At 62.6% G+C, this 23,132-nt stretch carries 23 protein-coding genes, 1 tRNA gene and 5 pseudogenes; 18 read left to right on the forward strand and 11 right to left on the reverse strand.

The genetic code is table 11. From position 1 onward, the window contains the following. The first annotated feature begins 111 nt into the window (after positions 1 to 111). The 5 genes and pseudogenes from AC50YA_RS18110 (at position 112) to AC50YA_RS18130 (ending at position 3,085) form a co-directional block, all read left to right on the forward strand. A tRNA-Leu gene (locus tag AC50YA_RS18110) sits at positions 112 to 194 on the forward strand. Between the two features lie 129 nt (positions 195 to 323). Beyond that, positions 324 to 1,451, forward strand: coding sequence for a tyrosine-type recombinase/integrase (locus AC50YA_RS18115; protein ID WP_494983610.1), 1,128 nt, complete (start codon positions 324 to 326; stop codon positions 1,449 to 1,451). A gap of 385 nt (positions 1,452 to 1,836) precedes the next feature. Next, positions 1,837 to 2,037 (forward strand): annotated as a pseudogene (locus tag AC50YA_RS18120) (ATP-binding cassette domain-containing protein); the annotation flags it as partial. A gap of 307 nt (positions 2,038 to 2,344) precedes the next feature. After that, positions 2,345 to 2,635, forward strand: a complete 291-nt coding sequence (locus tag AC50YA_RS18125) for a hypothetical protein (protein ID WP_494983611.1) — start codon at positions 2,345 to 2,347, stop codon at positions 2,633 to 2,635. A gap of 96 nt (positions 2,636 to 2,731) precedes the next feature. After that, positions 2,732 to 3,085, forward strand: a complete 354-nt coding sequence (locus AC50YA_RS18130) for a hypothetical protein (protein ID WP_494983612.1) — start codon at positions 2,732 to 2,734, stop codon at positions 3,083 to 3,085. Between the two features lie 25 nt (positions 3,086 to 3,110). Here AC50YA_RS18130 and AC50YA_RS18135 read toward each other — a convergent pair whose 3' ends face one another. Beyond that, positions 3,111 to 3,695: a hypothetical protein gene (locus tag AC50YA_RS18135; RefSeq protein ID WP_494983613.1), complete on the reverse strand. Its 585-nt coding sequence runs from the start codon at positions 3,693 to 3,695 to the stop codon at positions 3,111 to 3,113. Between the two features lie 242 nt (positions 3,696 to 3,937). Between AC50YA_RS18135 and AC50YA_RS18140 the strand changes: the two are divergent. From AC50YA_RS18140 to AC50YA_RS18155, 4 genes and pseudogenes are all read left to right on the forward strand, one after another. Further along, positions 3,938 to 4,788 (forward strand): annotated as a pseudogene (locus AC50YA_RS18140) (DUF6994 family protein). Positions 4,789 to 4,817: 29 nt separating this feature from the next. Beyond that, entirely contained in the window at positions 4,818 to 5,519 is a 702-nt protein-coding gene (locus tag AC50YA_RS18145) for a DUF6308 family protein (protein ID WP_494983614.1), read from the forward strand. A gap of 241 nt (positions 5,520 to 5,760) precedes the next feature. Next, positions 5,761 to 7,971, forward strand: coding sequence for a DISARM system SNF2-like helicase DrmD (gene drmD / locus AC50YA_RS18150; protein ID WP_494983615.1), 2,211 nt, complete (start codon positions 5,761 to 5,763; stop codon positions 7,969 to 7,971). 37 nt (positions 7,972 to 8,008) lie between these two features. Further along, positions 8,009 to 9,568, forward strand: coding sequence for a DNA methyltransferase (locus tag AC50YA_RS18155; RefSeq protein WP_494983616.1), 1,560 nt, complete (start codon positions 8,009 to 8,011; stop codon positions 9,566 to 9,568). A gap of 304 nt (positions 9,569 to 9,872) precedes the next feature. Here the strand turns inward: AC50YA_RS18155 and AC50YA_RS18160 are convergent. Together AC50YA_RS18160 and AC50YA_RS18165 are read right to left on the reverse strand one after the other, a co-directional pair. Then, a pseudogene (locus AC50YA_RS18160) lies at positions 9,873 to 10,109 on the reverse strand (DUF4193 family protein); the annotation flags it as partial. Between the two features lie 15 nt (positions 10,110 to 10,124). Then, positions 10,125 to 11,582, reverse strand: coding sequence for an FAD-binding oxidoreductase (locus AC50YA_RS18165; RefSeq protein ID WP_494983617.1), 1,458 nt, complete (start codon positions 11,580 to 11,582; stop codon positions 10,125 to 10,127). A 472-nt stretch (positions 11,583 to 12,054) separates the two neighbouring features. Between AC50YA_RS18165 and AC50YA_RS18170 the strand changes: the two genes are divergently transcribed. Together AC50YA_RS18170 and AC50YA_RS18175 are read left to right on the forward strand one after the other, a co-directional pair. Next, on the forward strand, positions 12,055 to 12,363 hold the full coding sequence (locus tag AC50YA_RS18170; RefSeq protein WP_494983618.1) for a hypothetical protein: 309 nt from the start codon (positions 12,055 to 12,057) through the stop codon (positions 12,361 to 12,363). Between the two features lie 250 nt (positions 12,364 to 12,613). Next, complete coding sequence (locus AC50YA_RS18175) at positions 12,614 to 12,985, forward strand: DUF7793 family protein (protein ID WP_494983619.1); 372 nt, start codon at positions 12,614 to 12,616, stop codon at positions 12,983 to 12,985. On the opposite strand, the gene AC50YA_RS18180 is transcribed toward AC50YA_RS18175, so the two are convergent. From AC50YA_RS18180 to AC50YA_RS18190, 3 genes and pseudogenes are all read right to left on the reverse strand, one after another. Then, the gene (locus AC50YA_RS18180) at positions 12,937 to 13,653 is read right to left on the reverse strand and encodes a YybH family protein (protein WP_494983620.1); all 717 of its coding nucleotides are present in this window, start codon (positions 13,651 to 13,653) and stop codon (positions 12,937 to 12,939) included. The genes AC50YA_RS18175 and AC50YA_RS18180 overlap by 49 nt on opposite strands. A 109-nt stretch (positions 13,654 to 13,762) precedes the next feature. Beyond that, a pseudogene (locus AC50YA_RS18185) lies at positions 13,763 to 14,024 on the reverse strand (helix-turn-helix domain-containing protein); the annotation flags it as partial. 300 nt (positions 14,025 to 14,324) lie between these two features. Further along, on the reverse strand, positions 14,325 to 14,498 hold the full coding sequence (locus AC50YA_RS18190) for a YHS domain-containing protein (RefSeq protein ID WP_252574218.1): 174 nt from the start codon (positions 14,496 to 14,498) through the stop codon (positions 14,325 to 14,327). A gap of 505 nt (positions 14,499 to 15,003) precedes the next feature. Between AC50YA_RS18190 and AC50YA_RS18195 the strand changes: the two genes are divergently transcribed. Further along, complete coding sequence (locus tag AC50YA_RS18195) at positions 15,004 to 15,306, forward strand: hypothetical protein (protein ID WP_494983621.1); 303 nt, start codon at positions 15,004 to 15,006, stop codon at positions 15,304 to 15,306. A gap of 232 nt (positions 15,307 to 15,538) precedes the next feature. On the opposite strand, the gene AC50YA_RS18200 is transcribed toward AC50YA_RS18195, so the two are convergent. The 3 genes and pseudogenes from AC50YA_RS18200 to AC50YA_RS18210 form a co-directional block, all read right to left on the reverse strand. Further along, positions 15,539 to 16,174: a DedA family protein gene (locus tag AC50YA_RS18200; RefSeq protein WP_494983622.1), complete on the reverse strand. Its 636-nt coding sequence runs from the start codon at positions 16,172 to 16,174 to the stop codon at positions 15,539 to 15,541. Between the two features lie 78 nt (positions 16,175 to 16,252). Beyond that, positions 16,253 to 16,434 (reverse strand): annotated as a pseudogene (locus AC50YA_RS18205) (thymidine phosphorylase); the annotation flags it as partial. A gap of 122 nt (positions 16,435 to 16,556) precedes the next feature. Beyond that, on the reverse strand, positions 16,557 to 17,198 hold the full coding sequence (locus AC50YA_RS18210) for a vitamin K epoxide reductase family protein (RefSeq protein WP_494983645.1): 642 nt from the start codon (positions 17,196 to 17,198) through the stop codon (positions 16,557 to 16,559). A gap of 434 nt (positions 17,199 to 17,632) precedes the next feature. On the opposite strand from AC50YA_RS18210, the gene AC50YA_RS18215 reads away from it, so the two are divergent. The 6 genes from AC50YA_RS18215 (at position 17,633) to AC50YA_RS18240 (ending at position 21,687) form a co-directional block, all read left to right on the forward strand. Further along, positions 17,633 to 18,382: a cytochrome c biogenesis CcdA family protein gene (locus AC50YA_RS18215; RefSeq protein ID WP_494983623.1), complete on the forward strand. Its 750-nt coding sequence runs from the start codon at positions 17,633 to 17,635 to the stop codon at positions 18,380 to 18,382. Positions 18,383 to 18,566: 184 nt separating this feature from the next. Continuing rightward, entirely contained in the window at positions 18,567 to 18,848 is a 282-nt protein-coding gene (locus tag AC50YA_RS18220; RefSeq protein WP_494983624.1) for an SHOCT domain-containing protein, read from the forward strand. A gap of 179 nt (positions 18,849 to 19,027) precedes the next feature. After that, the gene (locus tag AC50YA_RS18225) at positions 19,028 to 19,249 is read left to right on the forward strand and encodes a hypothetical protein (RefSeq protein ID WP_494983625.1); all 222 of its coding nucleotides are present in this window, start codon (positions 19,028 to 19,030) and stop codon (positions 19,247 to 19,249) included. Next, positions 19,246 to 19,467: a hypothetical protein gene (locus AC50YA_RS18230; RefSeq protein ID WP_494983626.1), complete on the forward strand. Its 222-nt coding sequence runs from the start codon at positions 19,246 to 19,248 to the stop codon at positions 19,465 to 19,467. Before AC50YA_RS18225 ends, AC50YA_RS18230 begins: the two co-directional genes overlap by 4 nt. A 163-nt stretch (positions 19,468 to 19,630) precedes the next feature. Then, the gene (locus AC50YA_RS18235; RefSeq protein WP_494983627.1) at positions 19,631 to 20,116 is read left to right on the forward strand and encodes a hypothetical protein; all 486 of its coding nucleotides are present in this window, start codon (positions 19,631 to 19,633) and stop codon (positions 20,114 to 20,116) included. A 209-nt stretch (positions 20,117 to 20,325) separates the two neighbouring features. After that, positions 20,326 to 21,687, forward strand: coding sequence for a prolipoprotein diacylglyceryl transferase (locus AC50YA_RS18240; RefSeq protein ID WP_494983628.1), 1,362 nt, complete (start codon positions 20,326 to 20,328; stop codon positions 21,685 to 21,687). Positions 21,688 to 21,772: 85 nt separating this feature from the next. On the opposite strand, the gene AC50YA_RS18245 is transcribed toward AC50YA_RS18240, so the two are convergent. Both AC50YA_RS18245 and AC50YA_RS18250 read right to left on the reverse strand, forming a co-directional pair. Beyond that, complete coding sequence (locus AC50YA_RS18245; RefSeq protein WP_494983629.1) at positions 21,773 to 22,741, reverse strand: M56 family metallopeptidase; 969 nt, start codon at positions 22,739 to 22,741, stop codon at positions 21,773 to 21,775. Next, a complete protein-coding gene (locus AC50YA_RS18250; RefSeq protein WP_494983630.1) occupies positions 22,738 to 23,118 on the reverse strand; it encodes a BlaI/MecI/CopY family transcriptional regulator in 381 nt (126 codons plus the stop codon). The genes AC50YA_RS18245 and AC50YA_RS18250 overlap by 4 nt, the downstream gene beginning before the upstream one ends. Between the last annotated feature and the right edge of the window lie 14 nt (positions 23,119 to 23,132).

Here is a 23,132-nt window from a genome sequence, read left to right on the forward strand (position 1 = left end):
ACTCATCCGCCCCGATTCCATGTTTCCGGAAAGTTCGTGTTAGAGTTTTTCTCGCTGCTTCGGAGAAAAGCGAAACGCTGAAAGGCGTAGACGTTGTCCGAATTACCACCTGCGCGGGTGGCGGAATGGCAGACGCGCTAGCTTGAGGTGCTAGTCCTCGAAAGGGGGTGGGGGTTCAAGTCCCCCTCCGCGCACAAGGGAAAACCCCTGGAATCCAAGGATTCCAGGGGTTTTTTTCTGTCTCCACCCACGCGAACTTCGTTTTCGCCCACGCGGACGCGGAAAAGCGACACCCGCCGGCCGGACCGCCGCATAGTGTTTTTATGGCTCACATCGAAGATAGAAAACGCAAAGACGGCTCCATCACCTACTACGTGCGGTGGATCGACCCGGAGACAAGACAGCGCGAGACACAAAAGATGGAATCGGAAGAGAGCGCTGAGTTGCTCCTCACAGTCTTGAAGGCGTGCGGGAACAATATCGACACGGCGTTGGAGAGAACCAAGGCTCACTACCGGGGTGTCTACACCGTCTCCCGCATGATCGAGAACCACATCTCGCTGCTGATGGTCGGCGGGTATACAATCCGACGCTACCGAGGGATGCTTAACGGCCACATTGCTGGCGGCCTCGGTACGCTGGACGCCACCAAAGTCGAGTACAGAGACATTGTCTCCTGGGTCAAAGGCATGCAATCCAAAGGACTGGCATCCAAGACGATCGCAAACGTCCACGGCTTGATTTCGGCCTCATTCAAGACGATGGTCAGAGAAAAGCAACGCACAGACAACCCCTGCCAGGGGATTTCATTGCCGAAGAGCGCGGACACGGAGGAAAGGGCCACCTTCCTTACGCCGGACGAGTGGCGTCTGGTCCGGGCAGAACTCACTGAGCCGTATGTGTCGTTCTTCACTTTCCTGATCCAGACAGGTTTGAGGTACTCGGAAGCCACCGCGCTGAAGGCAAGGGACTTTGAGACGACGCCCTCCGGTACGCACGTTGTCAAAGTGGTCCGAGCATGGACGAAGGACGAAGACAACGTTTCGCACATCGGGCCCCCGAAGACGCCGCAGTCCAAGCGGACGGTCGGGCTGAGAAGTAGCCTATTGTCCGATTTGGGGCCGCTGCTTAGCATCGCCGCCGAGAGCAATTCGTTTGTGTTTGTCAACACTGCTGGAACTCATATGCCGCACAATCGAACCTGGGACGCGTGGAATCTGGCAGTTAAGAAAGCGCAGGCCAACGGGCTCACGAAGCGGCCGAGGATACACGATCTGCGACATTCAAACGCCTCCTGGCTGTTGCAGCATGAACTTAACATTTTCCAGCTGCAGAAGCATCTGGGGCACAAATCCATCACCACCACACTGGACCGCTATTCTCACCTCCTGCCAGAAGGATTGCGTGACACGGTCGCTGCAATGGACCGGGCCTTCGGTACAGGCGGCTAGCCCTCCCCATGGAAATTCGACGGATAATGGTGGGTACCTCTGACCAGGAGTCGAGGCGACGCTGTTTGACCATCTCGGATCCTTGACCAAACCGAGCATGCCAGCGTTCGAATATCAGCCCAAGCGCGGTCGTTAAGGCTAAATCAGGAATGATCGCAGCCCTGAGACTTATCAAGTAGCCTGTCGGACTACCCACGCTATTGTCACTGTTCTCCCCCAACCCGCTGCCCCGTGCCTGCTCAGCAGGACGGGTGGCCCTGTTGGCGAAAATGCGCTTTCGCGTTCTTCGGTCCGCCGTTAAGGTCATCCCCGAGCTGAACCCCCGCGGCCCACCCGCGGATAGATTCCCCATAAGCATCTGCCGACATATTTTTGGGGAACAGCCATGAGCGAAGCACTCGTCCATATCGAGAATTTCAGGATGGATTTCGGGGACAAGACGGTCATCCGAGACCTGTCTTTCGACGTGGCACGGGGTGAGACGTTCGGGTTCCTGGGCAGCAACGGGTCCGGGAAGACGACAACGATCCGGGCCCTGCTGGGCATCTACCAGCCCACCGGCGGGACCCTTCACATCAACAGCAGATGGACGAACGGAGTCCGGTGAAGTGTCCCCAAAGCTGGTTGAAGCGCTGCAGCAACGGTAATAGTGGAACGATCCGTGCGCCGAACGAACGACGCGGTCAATCGGATGCTGCCTCATTCATCGGAAGATTCCGAGCCCTGAAGGGTGTCCCGCACCGGGCCTCTTCACTGGTCCGGCCTTCCAGGACGATAGTCTTCGGAACGACTCGCGTTATCCCGCTGGATGTCCTCTGACGACGAGGCGTAGCTGACGGCAGCACGTTTTCGATCCGCCTGGCGTCATTCATGGCGATCTGACCGGAAACGTCTTGTTCGATTCCGCTCTTCCACCCGCCGTTATCGATCTGACCGTCTATTGGCGTCCCGTCGACTACTCAGTTGCTGTGATCGCTATTGACGTAATCTGCTTCGAGGGCGCGCCGCTTTTGCTATTCGAAGCGATCAGCCAGGCGCGGTTCTTTCCGCAGTACCTCGTCCGCGCTTTGCTGTTTCGGCTCGTGGCCGACTGCCTTAATGGCCGTCCTGAGTCTGAATATGGCGTCTACGAGAGCGCCGTTGGTCGCGTGCTTGAACTCGCGGAGGGACAGGAGCTCGGATGATCGATGACCCTAGCCTGTGGGGATAGTTCGAGAATGGCGCCCCGGTTGATGGCTAAGACCTGGCCGGTCCTGCGGTAGGCAATGGAGCCTAGTTCAATGGACGAGTTGGCTCCGGACCTGGAGATGAGTTCCAGGGAGGCTGCGGCATACCTTAGTGGACCCGTGGGGTACACCCTGAGCGCGGATTTTCTGCGAAGTCTGAGGTACGTCGGGCGGGGTCCGCTCGTTGAGAAACGAGGGGCCAGGCTTGTCTACCGTAAGGCGACCCTGGATGCGTTCCTGCTGGAGCGTGGTACTGATCCTGCCGCTTGGTATGCGGGGATCTGGCGGGACTTGGCGGAGGAGATCCGCGTTGTTTCCGCGGCTACCGGCGTGGGCGGTTTCGAGCCGTTGATTGAGACGTTGGAGAAGCGTGACCCGGAGGACTGGGACCCAGACCAGGCGAAGTAACAGTGTCGGTCCTTGGTGCCACCGCCTACCACTTCGGAAGTTTTTTCTTCCAAGGGTGCTCATCCGGTAGGCCGACTCTCGGGTCGGCGGCGAGTCCGCGGTAATGTTCCGGCAGCATCACAGGCACTTTGTCTGTCTGCGTCCCGAGCAGGTCCCAGCGGTCCTCGTAGCCCAGAAATGTCTCAATCGCTACGCGGGACTCGTCCATGCTCGAGTTGCGCGTCCCGGGAGGCACGCTTTGGTCGGTGAGGTAGTGCTTGTGTCCTATCCACGCCGCGGCCGCCACATGGTCCCTCGGGACAATGAAGCTCCGGGGAGCTTTCGTATGCATTTGAGGATCGAGCATGACCAGCGCGAACCACTCATGCCGGGATTCTGCCGGCAGCTGCGACGTTAGACCGAGCTTCCATCTCCCTCTGTCACCCATCCATCTGGTTGACTTCACCTGCACCTCGATGGTCTGTCGCTGCCCAGGCACGTGTGTCTGAACGGCGAGGATGTCGGTCCGTTCCAGCCCGTCGCGCGTCAGCGCCGCCGCCCAGTCGTACCGAGCCAGCACCGAGCACACCCAGTGCTCCCCCGCGCTCTTCGTCATCTTCGTGTCGACCATATTCTGGAGCGTAACAGCGTCCCTGGGACCTGTTCGCTGTTCCGGTGAACCTCGACGTCCTGGACACGAACCACACGCCCTACTGTGTGGGCAGCCCCAATGAGGAACTAAACAATGTGCTCACTAAAGAGTGGCCCCACGAGATTCTCGCGGAACTTCCCTCTGGCCGGAATGGTCATCGCTGACAAGGCTTCTCTCCCGTACGATGAACGCGTCTTATCATTCTGGTTTTTGGGGGAATCTTGAGCTATCCGGAATACCCGCAGCAGCAACAGCCACGCGTCTTCGATACTTCATTCGACTACAAGACGGACACCCCTTCGAGGACCAATCCCGACGCCGACAAGGACAGTCAGATGCTCCGGTGGGACCACGAGCTGCTGTGGACCAAGGAACTGCGTCCCGGCGTCCTTTTCGCCCCGAAGGTGACAACCAGACGGAGCGAGTACCTCATCTTCACGGACGCCAATAAAAAGAGGCATTGCTACGGCAGTGACGCCATCACCAGCTCCTACACCAGATGGGTAAAGTCGAAGAAGCCGAGGTCGAGGGCCCTTGTCGACGCCATAGCGGGCCTGACCGAGGAGCAGAAGCTCCGCTACTTGAACACTCCGTACACCATTGGCAGCGCGATGATCTGGCCAGTCCGAACGAAGGACTACTGGACCATGAACAGGGCTCGAGGGATGAGTCTGCTCATCGCCGACCGCATGGATCTCACCCTTGAATGCATCCGGCGGCACTACGCCAGAGAACCGGGGAGCCCTCTCGCCAAGTCCACCACCGCCTACCCGGACTTTTCGAACTCTTCGTCACCTTCAAGGGGTTCGTGGACTTCTTCCACTTTCAAGACCTCATAACGCCCGGCTCCGACTACCAGAAAATCGAGTACTTCCTGAGGCCGAACAACTTCAAGCGTTCCGGAACACTGGCCACAACCTTGGAGTACATCGAATACAGGGAGAACGTGCTGGCGTTCATCGAAAACGGAACAGTCGGATGGCCAAGTGGGTCACGAAGTACCACCCCGAGATTGAGGTTCGCCATACAGACTGACTACCCGGCGACGTCGCAGGGTCAGCCAGGGTCATAGCCCGCGCATTGAAGCCATAGGGGGACTTCATGGAACTACCAGTCATCCTGAAAGACGAGAACGTCGAAGCCGCAGCCGAGCTGCTCAGACGCTACTACCTCGAACCGTCCACGACGACGGGACTGCTCAGTACTGGCAGTTACTTTGATGAATGGGCGAACCGCGGCGACGGCCCTGATGTTAGGGACAGGATCACCGACAGCGACGCCGTCGCCGTGTCCATGCTCAGCGTCAAAGTGCCGGCCCAGGCCATCATCGGGCTGCAGGAACAACCCTTGGCAGCCCATATACAGCGACTCCTGGCCTTGATTCCCACCGACGTGAAGATGAGCGACCTCACGGCCGGGGAAGCTCAAGCGAGGCTCGGGGAGGGCAGCCCGGCATGGCTGCTCTGGAAGGAGCTACGGCGCACACCCAAAACGCGCTGGGATGTAGGGGCCACCATCGCCAGCAAGATCCTTGCAAGGAAGCGACCGCAACTCATCCCAATCTGGGACAAAGTAATCGGGACAGTCGTGGGCAAACGCACCGCCAAGGACCAATGGCTGAACTGGCACAACCTCTTTATGGAAGACCCAGACCTTGCTGGCCGGTTGGCGCGCATTCACCAGATCTCCACGGTCCAGACACCCATTTCCGAACTGCGCATCATGGACGCCATCCTGTGGCGCTACGGCAAGGACCAGGGCATCACGGGCGGGCGATCGAGCACACCCGGAATCACTAGCTGAAGCGGTCAGCGAAGCCACGACAACCATGGTCGAATTTATGCCGTTGCCCGTTCGACGCCGTAGCCGGCGGACTTCGCGAGGCTCGTCGCGCAAGGATCGCCTCTCCAGATCCAGAAGGCCAGCTACTCTGCTGGTTTACGAAGATTTCCAGACAAGTGATTAGATGAATCCACCCGGTGCGTCACCGTTGCATCGTGCGGGGTTTCACATGGGGTGAAGCAACGGAGCTAGGAGCACACACGTGTCAACATCTGCTGTCGCGGCACCGCCGTTGCCGGAGCCCGGTCAGGTCGTCGAGGTCCGAGGGTCAACATGGGCTGTGGCCAACGTCCAGGCGCAGGGACTGCCCCGAAGCCCGGCCGACGAATCAGTGGCGCAGCTTTCGCATGTGGTGGATCTGCAGTCCCTTGACGAGGACCGTCTCGGGCAGCAGCTTTCGGTGGTCTGGGAGCTGGAAGTTGGTCACACAGTCACCCCTGCTCAGGGACTGCCGGAGACGATCTACGCCGAGCAGTTTGATGACCCGACGACGCTGGCGGGCTTTGTGGACGCGATGCGATGGGGTGCGGTTACGAGTGCCGACCCGAACCGCTATCAGGCTCCGTTCTGGTCGGGCGCGAACGTCGAGGCATACCAGCTTGAGCCGCTGCGCCGCGCCCTCGGCGCACCTCGCACCAACCTGCTGCTCGCCGATGACGTGGGCTTGGGAAAGACCATCGAGGCGGGTCTGGTGATCCAGGAACTGCTTCTGCGGCACCGTGCCCGGACCGCGGTGATCGTGTGCCCTCCAAGCTTGTCCCTGAAGTGGCAGGACGAGATGCGGGACAAGTTCGGGCTCGACTTCACGATCGTCAACTCTGAACTGATGGCGCAGGTGCGCCGCACCCACGGGCTGCACGCCAACCCGTTCCTGATGTTCCCGCGTGTCATTGTGAGCATGGCGTGGCTGCCGCACGTCCGCTCCCAGCGGCTGCTGCGCGACGTGTATTCCCAAGTGAAAAGCCCAAAGACGGCGAAACGCTTCGCATTCGACATCCTCGTCGTCGACGAGGCCCACCACGTTGCCCCTTCCAGTCCCCCGGCAATCGCGGGTGGACGCGGATACGCGGTGGATACGCAGCGCACCATCGCGGTGAGGGAGCTCGCGGAAAGGTGCGAACACCGGCTCTTCCTCTCGGCGACCCCACACAACGGGCACCCGGAATCATTCACTGCTCTGATGGAGATGATCGATTCCAGGCGCTTCTCCCGCGGGGCGCTCCTGGATTCGAAGGCGCTCAAGGATGTGACGGTCCGTCGCCTCAAGAGTGACCTGACAAGCAAGGACTTTAAGAAGCGCAAGGTCAGCGCGCTGTCCTTCACCCCGCGAGATGACGAGCAGGAGATGTTCGAGCTCCTGGACCAGATCGTCGTCAAGAGTGCCAAGGCCAACGGCACCAAACCCAGCGGTGACATTGTCACCATGCTGCTGAAGAAGCGGTTCCTGTCCAGCCCGTTCGCGTTCGGACAGACGCTCTCGCGCTACATCAGCTCCAAAGCTGGCCGCGGCCTGGCAGACGACTACGATGACGTCTTCGGCGAGGGGCAGTCGGATGAGGAAGAGGGCCTGTGGGAGCAGGACGAGGCCGAGCGGTTGCGCGAGTCGAAGGGCTCCGACCCGCTGGTCGCCGCCGAACCCCACCAGCTGAATGCCCTTATGGAATGGGGCCTGAGTTACGAGTCCCGTGCAGACTCCCGGCTCGATGAATTACTGAAGTTCCTCGAATCGGTGTGCCGTCCTGACGGCACTGATTTTTCGACCGACCGCGTCGTCGTATTCACCGAGTACGCCCACACGGTCGACTGGCTCACCCGTGTGCTGACCCAGCGCGGATACGGGGACAGGCTCGCCGTAATCCAGGGCTCCACCCCGCCCGAGGACCGCGAGTACATCCGCTCACAGTTCACCGAGGACCCGGAGAAAGAACCGGTGCGGGTTCTGCTCGCCACGGATGCTGCTGGCGAGGGTATCGATCTCCAGACGTACTGCCACCGGCTGGTGAATTTCGACATCCCGTTCAACCCGTCGCGTCTGGAGCAGCGCATCGGCCGAATCGACCGGTACGGCCAGAAACAGGAACCGCTGGTCTTCCACTTCGCCCCCGCCACTGAATCCTCCATCTACGCGGCGGATGCCTCCTTCATGGCCCGCGTCGCGAAGAAGGTCGCAAACGTCGAGCAGGACCTCGGCTCGGTTAACCAAGTGATTGGTGATGAGATCCAGCGCCACTTCGGCAAGCGGGCACCTGCGCGCTCCAAGGCCAAGGGGATAGACACGAACGACGTCATCAACACAGCCCTCGCCGGCGGCATGGAGCTCAACGCGCGGCTGACACAGCTTGAACAGGGCTACGAGGCCTCACGCACGGAGCCCCAGCGACCTGTGGGCTGCAACTCCGATCGACCGCTGTGAGGCACTGCTGCGCGAAAACAGGGTCGAAATCGGCATCGTGACCGACGGCCGCTGGTGGGGCCTCGTCTGCGCTCGGCCGGGCACCATGGTTGCCTCCGGCATCGTAGATTCGCTCACCTGGATTGAAGAGCCCCGCGCCCGCGACGCGTTCCTCACTCTGGTCGGGAGGCAGCACATCATCGGTGGTGACCCGGCCGAGCGTCTCCCCGTCCTTTTCGAGGAATCCATCGCCGCAGCTGAGGAGATCACCGAGGCTCTCGGCGCGCAGGTGCGCCGAGCCGTCGAACTGCTCATACAGTCGTTCTCAGAGTCTGCTGCCGAGACAGAACGTCGTGGCTTGCCCTACCCGCTTCCCGACCCTTCCCACGACATCTACGAGGCCGCCGTCACGGTAATGATGCGGGCGGTGTTCCTGCTGTTCGCCGAAGAGCGCGGCCTGCTTCCTGGGGGGGAGCTTTTCGAGCAGGGCTACGGTATCGCCGGCGAACTTGACCGGCTCACTGCCCGGAAGAACGACGAGAGCGAGGAAGCCCTCGATGCCACCTCGCTGACCTGGCACCGACTTCTCGCAACCAGCCAGGCTCTCTACAAAGGGGCATCATTTGAGAACCTGCGCATGCCCGCCTACGGCGGATCGCTGTTTGACCCGGCACGGTTCCACTTCCTCACAGGTACAAATGAACAGGGCGCTCTGGCCGTCACGGTCTCCGACCGGGTAATGCTCCACGTCCTGCGCTCCATTCAGGTGGCCTACGTAAAAGGGGAAAGCCGGCAGATTTCGTTCCGTGACATCGACGTCGAGCAGATCGGCTACATCTACGAAGGCCTGCTCGGCTATACATCGACACGCGTCAGTGAGCCCACTCTCGGCATCATCGGAACCACCGGAGCCGAGCCCGAGATTCCGCTGGCCATACTTGAAGACCTGGCGACTACCCACGTCGACCCGAAGAAGCTCGCCGCGGCGGTACGCGAATGGGTTGAGAAAGACCAGCCCTCCGCTAGCCCGTCGTCATCTGCGGCGATCGCCAAAGCCATCACCGCACCGGCCGACCCGAGTGCAGTCAGTGCCCTCACTCAGACCGTTGGCGGCGACAACACGCTGCGCGACCGCATCAAGCCATGGCTTGGGCTCATCCGACCGGACTTGCGCGGCCATCCGTTTGTTGTCGTGACCGGTGGGCTGGTCGTGAAAGAGACCCCTTCACGAAAGAACGCCGGCGCCCACTACACTCCGAAATCCCTGGCCGAAGAGGTCGTTCTCCATGCTCTCCAGCCGCTGTGCTACTCCCCCGGCCCGCATCAGACCGCTGCCAGCCAGCAATGGGAGCTGAAGTCCTCCAACGAGCTGCTCGGCCTCAAGGTAGCTGACATCGCATGTGGCTCCGGTGCGTTCCTCGTTGCAGCCGCGCGCTACCTCGCTGACCGTGTGGTCGAGGCGTGGAGCAACGAAGACCCTGCTAACTGCCACCGCAAGGACCTGTATGGGCGTGCCATCCGGCAGGTCGTTGCGAACTGCCTCTACGGGGCAGACATCAACGACATGGCCGTTGAGATGTGCAAGCTCTCCCTCTGGCTCGTCTCCCTCGACCGATAGGCCTTGATTGCGAAACTGCAAAACCAGTTTCGCCTTGATCTTCCGTACCATTGCCGGTAATCCTTCCGCCACGTGGCCCTCACGTGGTGGAAGGAGCTTTACAGATGGCGCTCACCCACACCGACACTGGCGCTCACCCACGCCAATCGGGATTCCGACCACGGCGCTCACCCGCACCACCTCTGGACCCCCTGAAGGCCAATATTCAGACGGGAAATGGGTCCCCAGGTCCGCCGCGGTCGGCAGGGTGAATTCCTCGCGGATGCTGTCCCAGATATGCTCCGGCACAGCCGGCCAGAACCGCTCAGCCTTCACATTCGACGCAGTAGGCATGGCCGTCCTTCTCGCGCGCCTTCTGCGAACGGTGGCGGACCAGGAAGCAGGACCAGCAGGTGAACTCATCGTCAGCCTGCGGGATGATCTGAACGACGAGCTCTTCGGCGATGAACTCGCCACCAGGGGTCAGGCCGTCCAGGGCGTCAGCCTCGTCGAGCTCCTGAACCACGGATTGCGCGTCCGGAGCCTTGGCGGACTTTAGTGAAGACTCTTCCCCGTTTCAGGCCACCGGTTTGATGTTCTGGTTGATATGGAACAGGTTGCCGGGATCGTACTTCGCCTTGATCTGGGCCAACCGGGCGTAGTTGCCTGCGTAGTTGTCCTCGATGCGAGGCTGGTCGTCAGCATCAAGGAAATTGACATAGCCCGCTCCGGCCCCATAAGGATGCAGGGCCTGGTAGTAGTCTCTGACCCACTTCGTGTTGGCGTCGTTGTCCGCCGGTGACTCCCACATTCCGGCGATGGCTACCGAGAAGTTGGCGTCCCGATAAGGAAAGGCTGTCTCATCCTGTCCTACGCGTTGGGCCGCGCCATTAATGGGATAGAAATGATTGGCCGTTTGGGGACTGGGCACGCCGGCTCCGAATTTCTGGGCAACGCCGATCACATCGTCGCTTAGCTCTGGAAGGAACTCCGCCTTCCAATATGCTTGGAGGCCTTTAGGGAGAAGGGGGTCGAACAGAGTGTTGAGCATCGGGTAAGGGAGGGGCCCGACAAATGACCCAGCAACTGGGGCGACATCCAGGAATTGCTGCCACTGCCGCTCGCCTTCATCGTGGGGACCGGTCCAGCCACCCACCACAACCACCACGGGTTTGCCGTGGTGCTCCTCCGGCAGGAAGGGGACCGGCGGGCCCTGGTGGAATCCGAGGAAGATTCCCATGTCTTCCGGAGCCGTGGCAATGTAGTCCCGGTACAGCTGGGCAACAGCCTCAGCGTGCTCGAGCAGATAGATGACCACACCGCCGTACACCACGTCGACGGGATGCAGGTCGAATTCCAGGGAAGTGACGACGCCGAAGTTTCCTGTGCCGCCACGTAACGCCCAGAAGAGATCGTCATTCTCGGTTGCGCTGGCTGTGAGGAACTTCCCCTCTGCGGTAACCACATCCGCGGATTTGAGGTTGTCGCAGGACAGGCCATACTTACGGGCGAGGTAGCCGATGCCGCCGCCGAGCGTCAGGCCAGCAACACCCGTGGATCCGATAATGCCGCCGGTTGTTGCGAGCCCGAAGGCGTTTGTTGCGTGGTTGAAGTCGGCCCAGGTGGTGCCTGCTTCAGCCCGGGCCGTTGCGGCAGTAGGATCTACCCGGACGCCCCTGCGGTCGGCGAAGTCGAGCACGAGGCCCCCGTCGCAGGTCCCGAATCCGGGCGCACTGTGCCCACCACCTCTAAGCGCCAGGTCCAGGCCCTCGTCGCGGGCAAAGTTGACTCCCGCGATGACGTCCGCAACTTGCGAAACACGCAATATGGCTGCGGGATGTTTGTCAATCATGCCGTTATAGACGGTCCGTGAGGCGTCGTAGAGGGGGTGGTCGGAAGTGATGACCTGGCCGCGTACTTTGTCCTGCAGGGCCTGAAATCCGTTGTTGTCCATGGTGACTCCCATTCCCCCTGAGCATGCCTTCACGATCAGGGACTCGGCACAGCCACCCTCCCGGCCGTGCGGGACATTCATGATGCAGCCACTGCGGGCCGGAGGAGAGCCCGGGAGCAGACCGACAGGCCTGCTCCAGCGGCGGAGACCGGATGCACCTATGCTGCGTGAGTCTTGGCACGCAGCTATCGGCGTGATTCGCGAACATGCGCCTGCCGCGAGCCCGGTAGGCGAAGCTGGCGAGCACACCCCTCGGATCGACGACTAACCGTAACGTACGCCTGCCCGTTTCCGACGTCAAGAAGCGGCAAGAAAGGCGTTGCCCTCTAGGCCGTCGTCACCTGGCTACGGCATAAGGAGACACGCGGTAGCCGAGCTGCGCCTGCCGACCTGAGGCGGTCGCCGATTTCAACAGATGGACCTTGAAATACTGCCTCGTAGAGGCCGGCTGTTTCGAATGCCAGCGCTATTGTCTTTGCCGTCGGCAAAAGAGCTTAATGGAGCTCGAGCGACGCTCCGTCGCTCCGTCGCTCCGGACAGTAAGGAGAAAACCATGACCCTGACAAGGAAATCACTCGCAGTTTCCGTTATCGTTTTTGCCGGAACTTTAGGGTTTGCGCCGGCTGCGTCTGCAACAATCCACCCGATCGTGGAATCCTTCGATTGCGCCAACGCCAACGCCTTTGCGAATCATCCACTGGGAGATGTCGCAGAACCGCCCGGTGTCACACCAGGCTACGGCAGCCACTCGACCAAGAGTGACCTTGCATCGCTGGCGGCCACGACGAAGGACTTCACGGTCTCGAGCCCGGCATGGTCTGACTTCAAGCTCAACGGTGTTTGCGGGCAGGTTGGCCGCTAGGCAAACAGGATGCGCAGGATGCGCGGCCCCTGTCTGGGAGGGGCGCGCGTATCACTTCATCGACAGACACTGCCGCGCTCAGGACGAGCGCGCTTTTCGTGGAAAGAGTTGCTGAGCGTCCAACTATGCGACGGTCGCCGGCAAAGTAGCAGCCATCGTCTCCCACTCGTCAAGCAGGTCACAAAGAGCATTTCCGCTTCGCCGCTCGGCCCAAAGCCGCTACCGTTGCCACAGACGTAGGGGATGGACCATGGAATCGATAATGGTGGAAGGCGGCAAAGGCACCGTCGAACTCCAAGCTGATGGAGTCATTCACGTCACCTGGAAGCCCAATGTCAGTATCGGGGCTCAAGACGCACGCGCCGCAATGGCCGCAGTCAACGAAATAGCCGACGGTTCGGCATATCCGATGCTGATGGAAATGGCGACAGTAGAGGCCGTGAGCCGCCAGGCCCGCGCCTTCTTCTCCATCCCGTCTGCGGCCTCCCGGATCGCCTTTCTTGGATCCGGCCCTGTGGATCGCGTTCTCGCAAACTTCTTCTTCGACATGGGCGTCCCCCCTTGCCCCACCCGCTATTTCAGTTCCCAGACCGAATCCATAAGCTGGTTGCTCAGAGAATAGGCTGCCCGCCGCTGAACATCGCTTTGGGAGCATCCGGGAAATGTCCGGGGAGTGCTAAATCCAGGAAAAGCCCTCTGCACCAAACTGTGCTCGAAGTCCAGTTCCTCGGCATTCAGCTGCTGCGGCCCGGACCGCGGGGACACCGTCACACGTCCATGACCAAAAGAACCGACGGACGGCGCCGACCCACATGATCTGATCCCCTTGAGCCGAAGGACTGGAAACGGACGGCGTGAATCCCGTGCGCTAGTTATGCAGGACAGCGTCAGGGGACGCGGTGCGATGACCGGGTCTGCATGGCGATGCACCAGTGCCCACGTGTCGCCTTCGGGGCGATAAACGCTCGTTACGCGCAGATCAAACGGCGATATTTCGTCTCCTCCTCCAAGCTTGGCCTGCCAATGTTCTATGTCGAGGAAAACGGCGAGTTCGGAAGTGACGTGCCGGGTGAGGCCATCAACAGCAGTGATGCTTCCGTCTTTGAACCGGGCAGCGGCTGAATTGAGGGCCTTTGATACTCGCTCCCATCCCACAACCGGTGGACCCCAGGGATTGGCAAGGGACACATCCTCGCCGTGGGAGAAAATGGCCTTGGCGGGTTCCGGGTCTCCTTTAGCAAAATCATTCATCGTTTGATGAAACTGGCCGACGACTTCGTCAAGCTGCATTGTTTCCACCTTCTGACCGCTTGTGGCGTTTGGAGTATGCGCATACTACGGCACGGCACCCAGCCCGTCACCAGCTTCCTAAATTCATCTCCAAACAGCGGCACTCATTTTAGCTGTCTGCCTTGAGGTACTGGTAAAAGGGTTTCGCGGCTGATGCCGAATTCGCGGGCGAGGCCGGTCTTCTGTTCACCGGCGCCGGCCCGTTTCCTCAGCTCGCCTGCCTTCTCGGGAGAGAGTGCTTTCCGGCGTCCGCGGTAGGCTCCGCGCGCCTTGGCCAGCGTGATGCCTTCGCGCTGCCGTTCACCGATCAGTGCCCGTTCAAATTCGGCGAAGGCGCCCATGACGGAGAGCATCAGGTTCGCCAAGGGTGATACCCGTGGCTTTGACGATCACAGTCAATCAGGCGCCTTCCCAGCCTGTCAGGAGGTCACCTTCGCCGCGTGCCAAATGAGTGGCGTCTTCAAAGCAGCATAGGTAGTCAATCGCCAGCACTTGATGCGTGTCATTGTTCTGTCCCTTTTAACCAGTGGAACATGATTAGCCATTCAACGCTCCCGCTTAAACTCCGGTGCGCGCGCGACGTTTTGAATCTCTGTGTGACGCACCCCTTTTCACTGGGGGATCCATAATGTGAGCCCGGGCAGCTGGCAGCGGCCGAACAGGCGGTCCCATCAGCTCGTGGCGCCCGCTGCGTACTTGGCTGGATCGGCCTTAAAACTGGTCGCGCAGGTCTGCGAGCAGAAATAGTAAGTCCGGCCCTCGTACTCGGCGCTGGCCGCGGCGGTAGCGGGGTCCACGGTCATTCCGCAGACGGGATCGGTCACCTTCTCTGATGTGCGGGACATGTATTCCTCCTTCTCTTATCGGTTCCAATCCTTCCAGCACCAGATCGGCGGCTGGCATGACACTTGCGGGGGAAGTACATGCGGCTCTGTGGTCGGAGGAGTAGTGGACAGGTCCACGCCGGTCACCTTCTTGGCGTCCGTGAAGGCTGCGTATCGGATCACCGGGGCCGAGCCGCCCCAGGGCCCGGGTGCTGCTGCCGTCTGTCGAGCGTTTAGGGCCGGGTTCATGCGTCGTCTCCCTGCTCCTGCAAATACCGCTCCCCCTTGCCTGTTCAGACCGAGCACGCCGCTGCGGCGAACGATCAAAATGGTCGACGCGGGTTGACTGCCGCCCAACCCCTTGTTGGGGAAGCACTGCAGCGTAGCCCTTGAGGCGTACGACGGTGGCGGTTCTACCAGCTTCGTAACGGGCTTTCGCTGCCTTCCCCAGTTTGCAAGCGGCTCACCTGCACAATACTATGCTACTTAGTAGATAACTACTCATAGACGAAAAATGGAGGCGCTCATGCGCTCACGTACTTGGATGGTCACACTCGCAACGGCTGGACTTCTTGCCGCCGGCGCCGCAGCGCCCGCCTATGCCGCCGAAGGCACGGCCCCGGCCGCAAGCTCGGCTCCGGCGGCGGAACGGGCCGCGGCAAGTGGTCAGGACGGCGCGCCTGACATGGGTCGGATGCACGAGCAGATGATGAAGGGCATGCCGGACATGGCCAGCATGGAAGAGATGATGCAGCGCATACCGGGCCTGGCTAAAATGTGCGAAAAGATGATGACCGATAGCGCGTCCGAGGGGACATCGCAGATCTAGCACCTTCTGGTGATTCCATATTAAAAAAGGTGGGGCATTCGATGAATCCGTCGATCATCTTCGGGTTTGCCGCCGCCTGGTCGGCCTCTGCTTTCGCGCCCCGCACTGGATTCCCGCCTCGCTCCGGACGGTCAACCCGATAGAGGCGGGAATCCAGTACGGAATTTTCGACCGCATGGAGGTCCTTGGGCTGCTGATATTCGACTCGCTCTTGCCGTCCATTGAGTTGAGATCAGGATCGCGGCCGGGGGCCCTGTTTCCCGATTTCTTCCGGTAGGTTGCCGCGGAGGCGGCTGATGAGCACGTCCACGACGATGCCAAGAATGACAGCGAAGACGATCGCGATAACCGCCGCGAGGAGATGGTTGTTCTCGAACCACTGCCCGAAGAACAACCCGATCGTGACCGAATAGCCGGCCCAGAGACTTCCGGAAATCGCCGTGAGTGCCATGAAACGGCCGCGGGGGAAATGCGTGGCGCCGGCCGTGATGTTGACCGCGACCCGGCCCACCGGGATGAAGCGGGCCACGATGATCAGCGAGGCGGCACGTCGGTGGAGCTCCCTGCCGGCCCAGCCGAAGGCGGCCTGCATGCGCTGGGACCGCATCCAGCGCCAGCGGCGCACGCCCACCTTCCTGCCGATGAGGTAGGCGATGTTGTCACCGGTGAATGCGCCGACGGCGGCCAGGAGGACCAGAAGCCATGCATTGGGCACTCCGGCACTGGCGGAAACGGCGGCCAGCCCCACCACCACGGACTCGCTCGGTATCGGCGGAAAGAAGCCGTCAACGATGCTGCAGGCCAGCACGAGCAGGAGCACCCATGGCTGCCCGGCTGCCGCCAGAATAAAGTCGTTGATTGCCTGCACAGTTTCCTGACACCTATCCTGTAGTTTTCCCCCGGGCTGTCCCGGACGGGCAACCCGGCAGCCGGTCGACGATGAGTCCGGGCGGGATCCTTCCGGCGCAAGGACGACGGCGTTTTCAGCGCTTCCGTGGCCCGGCCAAACCTTTCCGGGGTGTCCGTCAGGAGGGTCGTGAGCGGTTCCCCGGCACGGGCGGCCGCACCCGGCTTGGAGTACATGCGCACACCTGCAATGGTCTGAAACGTGTGTTCCTTGCGGGCACGGTAACCCCTAAAGTCCGGTTAGCCATTGTGGCGTGAGGGCTAAATGCCGGACGTCCCTGTCGTTGTCCTGACGTTCGGCCGGTCCGCCCGGAGTCACCAAGACTCACCTGTTTTGCGCCGCTCTACTGCCCGGACGTGCCGATGAAGACGGGCAGGAAGCGGAAGAAGATGCTGGCGATGACCGCCACGTACAGAAGTGCGACCAGCATCCATCCAGTGTCCCCGATGAGGCGGGTGGCGCGCGCCGGCAGCCTGATGGCCCCTGAGGTGATGTTTCTGATGGTGACCCAGATGAACAGCGGAATCATCATGGCCCAGACCACCATGCAGTACGGGCAGAGGATCCCGATCGCGTACAGCGCCTGGGACCACAGCCAGCCGACGAAGACCATTCCCAGCGTCACGCCCGTCTGCAGCCCGATCCAGTACCAGCGTGCGAAGTTCGCCCCGGAGAGCAGAGCCATTCCGGTGGTGATGATCACGGCAAAGGCCACAATGCCAATGAACATATTGGGGAAACCGAAGAGTGAACTCTGCCAGGTCTTCATCACGTCGCCGCAGGAGACCCACGGGTTGATGTCGCAGCTGGTGATGTGGTTGGGATCCCTGAGCGCCTCGAGTTTCTCAAGGACGAGGATCCCGGACGCGATCCATCCGATGACACCGGTGATGACCATCAACAGGCCGAGAGGTTTGCTTCGCGTAGTCGCGGGAACATCGGAAACTGCCGAACCGAGAGCACCGGTGCCCTGGGACCCTCCCATGGTCGGTGGAAGTTGTTCCGTTGTTTTAACCATATCTATGCCGTCCTTTGGCTGGTTGGTGCCTGGAATGGTTCTGGCAGGGCTCTTAAGATGCCGCGGGCCGTTTCAAATCCAGGCAGAGATGGAGGGAAGTGCTGCCGGACATTCTTCGCCGCGGAATCGGCGTGGCCGGACAGGTGAGAACGGCCGCATCCGTAAAGGTGGGAGAAAATACGGTGTCCATGACGAAGTCCCTTCAGATTCTGCACTCATCATTACACCGGTTTGTGATTGGCGACGCGGCCGGCGCGGTGCCCCGGCAGAGAACACGACAGTATGCGACAACCGGCGCCGGCTGCTGTGGAGACCCGGACAAATCCGCCGCAACAGTCAAGTACTATATCCGATAGTAGCAATGCGGGCCGATGTCGGCCCCACGGATCTGCAGGAGCGCAATGACCGTCGGTGGATTCTTCGCGGAGACAGCCTTCTCCGGTGCGCTCCTGCTCGCGGTGCCGCTGGCGCTCATCGCGGGAATCGTTTCATTCATCTCCCCCTGCGTGCTGCCTCTGGTGCCGGGCTATCTTGGCTATGTTTCGGGCCTGGCCGGTACGGATCAGACCCGCGCAAAGCGCCGGATCGTCATGGGGGTCGGTCTCTTCGTTCTCGGGTTCGCGGCTGTGTTTGTCCTTTACGGCGCAGCCTTCGGGGCGGTCGGCGGGTGGCTGGCCCGGTGGCAGGACCTGCTGATCCGGGTTCTCGGCCTCATGGTCATCCTGATGGGCTTTGTGCTCATCGGCCGTTTCCCGTTCCTGCAGCGGACCATCAAGTTGCCGTGGAAGCCGTCATCGGGGATCGCCGGCGCGCCCTTCCTGGGCATTGTCTTCGGTCTGGGCTGGACACCGTGCATCGGCCCCACCCTTAGCGCCGTCCTGGCCCTGAGCACCGCCAGCGGATCGGCCTGGCGCGGCGCCCTGCTCGCTTTCGCCTACTGCATCGGGCTCGGCATCCCGTTCCTCCTCGTCGCGTTGGGCATCAACTGGGTCAGCGGTGCGGTCTCGTTCATCAGGCGCCACATCCGCAAATTCAACATCGCAGGAGGCGCCATCCTGGCGGTCCTGGGCCTGCTCATGGTCTCAGGTGTCTGGACCCAGTGGATCTACCAGCTGCAGAACCTGATCGGCACCTTCGCAGCGCCGGTCTGAGCAGACCAGCCGCTCCGGCACGGCGCCAGGCCCGCATGACGCGACCCCGCCCCGGGGCGACTCCGGCCAGGCACCGGTCGCTTCTAACCGCCAGGCAGACCCCTTCCGGACATTCTCAACTACTATGGTGAATAGTAGAATCTGGATTTGAGCCACATGCACCACAAGCGAAAGTGTGATCGGGATGATGGGTTACGGGGACGGAATGATGGGCGACTGGAACGGATACGGAATGATGGGCGGCGGGTCGCCCCTCTGGGGCCTCCTGATGCTGATATTTGTGGTGGCTGCCATCGCAGCGGTGACCCTGTTTGCGGTCTGGCTCATCAGGCGGGGCCCCTCCGCGCCGGGCGGGCCGGTACGCGGGGGGCAGGAAGCCGGTGAGATCCTGCGCCGGCGCTTCGCATCGGGCGATATTGATGACGAGGAGTTCAGGCGCCGCCTCGCGGCCCTGGAAGGGCAATAAGACCCATGCCGCGCAGATCCCGGACCCCGCCGCCGGACACGGCTCCCTCGACGTCACAGCCCAGATCATCTACTATGGTTCATAGTAGATACTTGGTGTGATTGCCCTCCTGCCTGTGCAGGTTCCGGCCGGGCACACTGAGTATCTTGACCGATTCAACAGACATGAGGAGTGCAACGATGGAACAGATCTTCTACGGCCTGGCGGTTCTGGCCTGCCCTGTGGGCATGGGCGTGATGATGTGGCTGATGATGCGGTCGAACAAAAAACCGACCAGCGATGCCCCTCCGGCGGAGGCCTCCGCAGCCGAGCTGGCGCAGCTGCGCGCCGACCTTGACAGGTTGCGCGCCGGCCGGGGCCTCGCCCATGAAGGCGGCGCCGCCGAAAAGGAAAGCCGATGAACGGGACGCTATTCGCCCTTATTGTGTTGCTGCTTGCGCTCGGGTCAACGTACTTCTTCTGTGTCCGCCCCATGCGCAAAGGCAACTGTGCGATGGGGCAGGATGCCTCCTGTGCCGGCACCGCGTCCAAGGACCTGGAGTCCGGGGCAGAAGCCGCACGCCTGAAATCCGAGATCGCGGCCCTGCGCACGCAGTCAGCCCGCCCGGGCTCCGAGTAGCCACGAACCGTTCCCGGCTCCCCCTGACCTTGACCCGCCACGGCCGTTACAGCCGAAAAGGACTCCGCATGCCCGTCTGTGAGCCGCGGGGCCGCCATGGCCTAGCGCCTGGGGCCCAACCCTCCTGTGCCGTCCCGCGGGCGGACGGTTTCGACACAACTCGGTGCGGTCCGTTTCCGGACGCAGCGGGACGGCCGTGATGCCCGCCCGCCCGTCAGACCAGCCCAGGATCCGGCGGGCCGGACAGGGGGTCCTCCCTGCGGCCTCTGCCCTGCTGATCCTGATCGTCCTGGCAGTCTCTGCCCTGTGCGCTCCCAATGGTCTGCCATCCCGCCCGGTGCTGTCCGCGGCGGACGGCCTTCCGGCATCCTCCAATGTGCAGACCGCAGCGTCAGTGCCGGCTCCCTCGGAGGAGCCCTGCACCACCTCGGGCCACGACCGGGCGGCCGCTGCCCCCGCATCGTGCACCGGCGACACCGCCGTCCAGGCAGGCACCCGGGACCAGAACCAACCCGGCCAGCCCTCTGACGCACCACCCATCTCTTTGCAACGGCCCGTTCTGAACGTACTGCCGGGAATACCGGAATTCATCCGGACACGCCCCGCAGTCACCCCGTCCCTGGCCCAGCTGTCCATCAGCCGGACATAAAAGACCCTTAGTTCGGCGTCGACCGCCCGGACTCCGCTGCCAGCCGACTATCCGTCCACTGGTTCAGCCACACCCGTTCCGGCCCGCGAGAACCGGCCATCAGTCTCGGCTACCCCATTTACGACGCTGCCCGATCGGCAACCCCCACCACCATTCCCGGGAGCCTTCACGGCAATATCACCGGACCATCCCTGAAGGGCATGTTCACCATGACCAAGAAACGGCGCAAGCCGGCAGCAAAAAGACCCTCCACCGCCAGCCACACCCCCGGCCGGGACACCAGCCACGACACCGGTTTTCCCGGCTGGAACGGGATCCTTGGCGCCCTGGAATCCCGGCAGGCTACGGTACACAATGGCCGCCCCCGGGCGGATGCACAACCGGGCAACCGGGCACCAGTGCTCTCCGTGAAAACCGTCCCGGCCCCGGCCCGGTCCGCACCTGTCCGTGCCGCGGCGCCTCCGCCTGTCATGGCGCAGACGGTTCCACCCGCCCCGGGGCCCCCGGAAGATGCGGGTCACCGACACGGATTCTTCGACGATCTGGAGCCGCAGGGGCTGGCGGCCACGTACTGGATCGACACCGACAGGTGGCAGGGGCCCGGCGAACTGTCTGTGAGGTTTACCGGAACCAAAGCAGACCGGAAAACCGGTCAGGCGGCCGAACGGTTCGAGCACTATGAAGACGTTGACTCGATCACGCCCGGCATCGGACGGATCGCCGTCACATCGCGGGTGTCCGGCATTACCGGCGGTGCCTGGGATGTCACGGCGACGCCCGTTGCGCGGGCGGCCCGGGACCGCCAGCGCACCGCCGCAGCCCTTCCAGGACAGAGACCGGAGCGCACCACCGTGCACACCCGATTCGACGCCCTCGCCCAAGGACCCGGTGTCCACCTCTCCTCTTGGCCATTGCTGGTGGCCCTGGGCGCTGTCCTGGCCATCGTCCTGCAGACCATGTTCCTGACAGCGCAGGGCATCGACCCGGCGGGCCCGGTGTGGCTGACTGTGCTGGCCAACATGGTGGGAGTGGTCGGCGCCCGTCTCTGGTCGCTTGCCCTGAACCGCCAGCCACTGAGCAGCTTCCTCAAGACCGGCGCGTGCATCCAGGGCTTCCTGGCCGGCGCACTGGCCACGATCATCATCGGGGCCCTGGCCTTTGGCTGGCCGGCGGGCAGGATCCTGGACGCAACGGCGGCCGGACTCTTCTTCGGCATGGCTCTGGGGCGGCCCGGCTGCTTCTTTACCGGGTGCTGTTACGGGCGCCCCACGGACTCACGGTGGGGCCTGTGGTCCTCCGACCGGCGCACAGCCCGGCGCAGGCACCCGGTCCAGCTCTACGAGGCCTTCCTGTCCCTGCTGATCGGTCTGGGGACGCTGCCGTTCATACTGGCGGCCCCGCCGCGTATTCCGGGCCTGGTCTTCGTCGGATCCATCATGGCCTACACCCTCGGCCGGCAGTTGCTCTTCCCGCTGCGGGTGGACCCCCGCACCCGGAAGGGACGGAGCCTGACCATCGTGGTGTGCACACTCATCCTGGGCGCAGACATTGTGCTGGCTGTCATGTCCTGATCATCGGGTACCGGAACCCGGTCACCCCTGCGCGGGAGCCCGGGTTCGGCGTCCGGGCGGAGTCTGATGAACCAGGATCGGCACGTTATGCGGTCGTCGAGATGCCATCCACGGGGCATGGTGGCATGGTCCCTGCCGCGGCTGCGGGAACGATCGCGAAGAACATCGGCAGGGCCAGCAGGGCACCGGTTGCCAGCGTTGCCACAACGGTACGGCCTGTGCCCAGGGGCCGGGCCGGGGCGACGAGGCGCCGGACCCGGATCAGCGCCGACTCGCCGCCGGCTCCGAGGGCCGCTGCAGGGGTCACGCCGTGCTCGGCCAGGCGCACCAGGGCTGTGGCGACCGTCAGTCGGTCACTGCACCGGGCGGCGTCGTCGTCGGCGAGCATTTCCACGAGCCGCCCGAGGGCAGTGCGGGCTTCTCTGAAGGCCGGGATCCCGGGGAAGGCGTGCAGCAGAGCGTCGGCCGCTGCGAGTATGAGGTGGTGGCGTCCGTGCAGGTGTGCGCGTTCGTGGGCGAGGACGGCGTCGAGCTGGTTGCGGTCCAGGGCCGTCAGGGCGGCGCTGGTCAGAACGATCTGGCTGTGCCGGCCGGGGAGGCAGTAGGCGGCCGCGGCGGCGTGTTCGATGACCAGCGCGTCCAGGTCGTGGTGCGGGCTGGCGATCATGGCCAGGGCCTGCAGCTGCTGCGCTCTGTTGCGGGCTGCGTTTGTCAGGCCCTTGGCCATGCTGTATCCGACCCTGGCGAGCACGGCGAGAGCCGCGACGGCACCAGTGGTACTGACGACGGCGCCGCCCGGGGTGGAATACTGCTCGAGGAGGGCCATCGCGCAGGCCCGGACCAGTTGGGCCAGGTCCGTGGTCCAGGGAACCGCCGGAACAGCCAGGGCCAGGCCGGCGAGCACGACAGTGGACACCAGCGAGACGCTCAGGGCCTGCCACGCGGCAATGCCGATCCGCGGGGACCGCTCCAGCCAGGTACTGCGTCGCAGCAGCATCGGCGCCGGCACGGCAAGCACCAGGGCAAGAACGATCAGCACGACCGGGGCCGTCATTGGCCTGCCCCGGTCCCGTCCCGCAGGTGCCCGCCCAGTGCTTCGCGCAGTCGCGCCACTTCGTCAGGGGGAATCTGTTCAAGGAAGTGGAGCAGGGTCACTTCCCGGTCGGGGCTGCCGGCCAGGACCTCGCCCATGAAGGCCGCCGTGTGCTGTTCCCGGGTCTGCGCGGGACGGTAGACGAAGGCCCGCCCGGCCTTTTGCCGTGTCAGCACACCTTTGCGGTGCAGGTTGTCCATGACGGTCATGACGGTCGTGTACGCCAGGACCCGGTCGCGCTGCAGGTCTTCCAGGACCTCGCGCACGGCAACAGGGTGGTCCCAGGACCACATCCGGTCCATGACCAACTTTTCCAGTTCTCCGAGCTGACGTACCACGAGACGGGCCTTCC

The sequence above is a fragment of the Pseudarthrobacter sp. RHLT3-21 genome, assembly GCF_059383495.1.

Excerpts from the sequence above, each read along its gene's own strand:
- AC50YA_RS18225 (WP_494983625.1), top strand. The coding sequence starts at position 19,028 with ATGGAACAGATCTTCTACGGCCTGGCGGTTCTGGCCTGCCCTGTGGGC.
- AC50YA_RS18145 (WP_494983614.1), top strand. The coding sequence starts at position 4,818 with ATGGAACTACCAGTCATCCTGAAAGACGAGAACGTCGAAGCCGCAGCC.
- AC50YA_RS18215 (WP_494983623.1), top strand. The coding sequence starts at position 17,633 with ATGACCGTCGGTGGATTCTTCGCGGAGACAGCCTTCTCCGGTGCGCTC.
- AC50YA_RS18210 (WP_494983645.1), bottom strand. The coding sequence starts at position 17,198 with ATGGGAGGGTCCCAGGGCACCGGTGCTCTCGGTTCGGCAGTTTCCGAT.
- AC50YA_RS18115 (WP_494983610.1), top strand. The coding sequence starts at position 324 with ATGGCTCACATCGAAGATAGAAAACGCAAAGACGGCTCCATCACCTAC.
- AC50YA_RS18165 (WP_494983617.1), bottom strand. The coding sequence starts at position 11,582 with ATGAATGTCCCGCACGGCCGGGAGGGTGGCTGTGCCGAGTCCCTGATC.
- AC50YA_RS18245 (WP_494983629.1), bottom strand. The coding sequence starts at position 22,741 with ATGACGGCCCCGGTCGTGCTGATCGTTCTTGCCCTGGTGCTTGCCGTG.
- AC50YA_RS18135 (WP_494983613.1), bottom strand. The coding sequence starts at position 3,695 with ATGGTCGACACGAAGATGACGAAGAGCGCGGGGGAGCACTGGGTGTGC.
- AC50YA_RS18175 (WP_494983619.1), top strand. The coding sequence starts at position 12,614 with ATGGAATCGATAATGGTGGAAGGCGGCAAAGGCACCGTCGAACTCCAA.
- AC50YA_RS18180 (WP_494983620.1), bottom strand. The coding sequence starts at position 13,653 with ATGCAGCTTGACGAAGTCGTCGGCCAGTTTCATCAAACGATGAATGAT.
- AC50YA_RS18230 (WP_494983626.1), top strand. The coding sequence starts at position 19,246 with ATGAACGGGACGCTATTCGCCCTTATTGTGTTGCTGCTTGCGCTCGGG.
- AC50YA_RS18190 (WP_252574218.1), bottom strand. The coding sequence starts at position 14,498 with ATGTCCCGCACATCAGAGAAGGTGACCGATCCCGTCTGCGGAATGACC.
- AC50YA_RS18195 (WP_494983621.1), top strand. The coding sequence starts at position 15,004 with ATGCGCTCACGTACTTGGATGGTCACACTCGCAACGGCTGGACTTCTT.
- AC50YA_RS18170 (WP_494983618.1), top strand. The coding sequence starts at position 12,055 with ATGACCCTGACAAGGAAATCACTCGCAGTTTCCGTTATCGTTTTTGCC.
- AC50YA_RS18130 (WP_494983612.1), top strand. The coding sequence starts at position 2,732 with ATGGACGAGTTGGCTCCGGACCTGGAGATGAGTTCCAGGGAGGCTGCG.
- AC50YA_RS18240 (WP_494983628.1), top strand. The coding sequence starts at position 20,326 with ATGACCAAGAAACGGCGCAAGCCGGCAGCAAAAAGACCCTCCACCGCC.
- AC50YA_RS18220 (WP_494983624.1), top strand. The coding sequence starts at position 18,567 with ATGATGGGTTACGGGGACGGAATGATGGGCGACTGGAACGGATACGGA.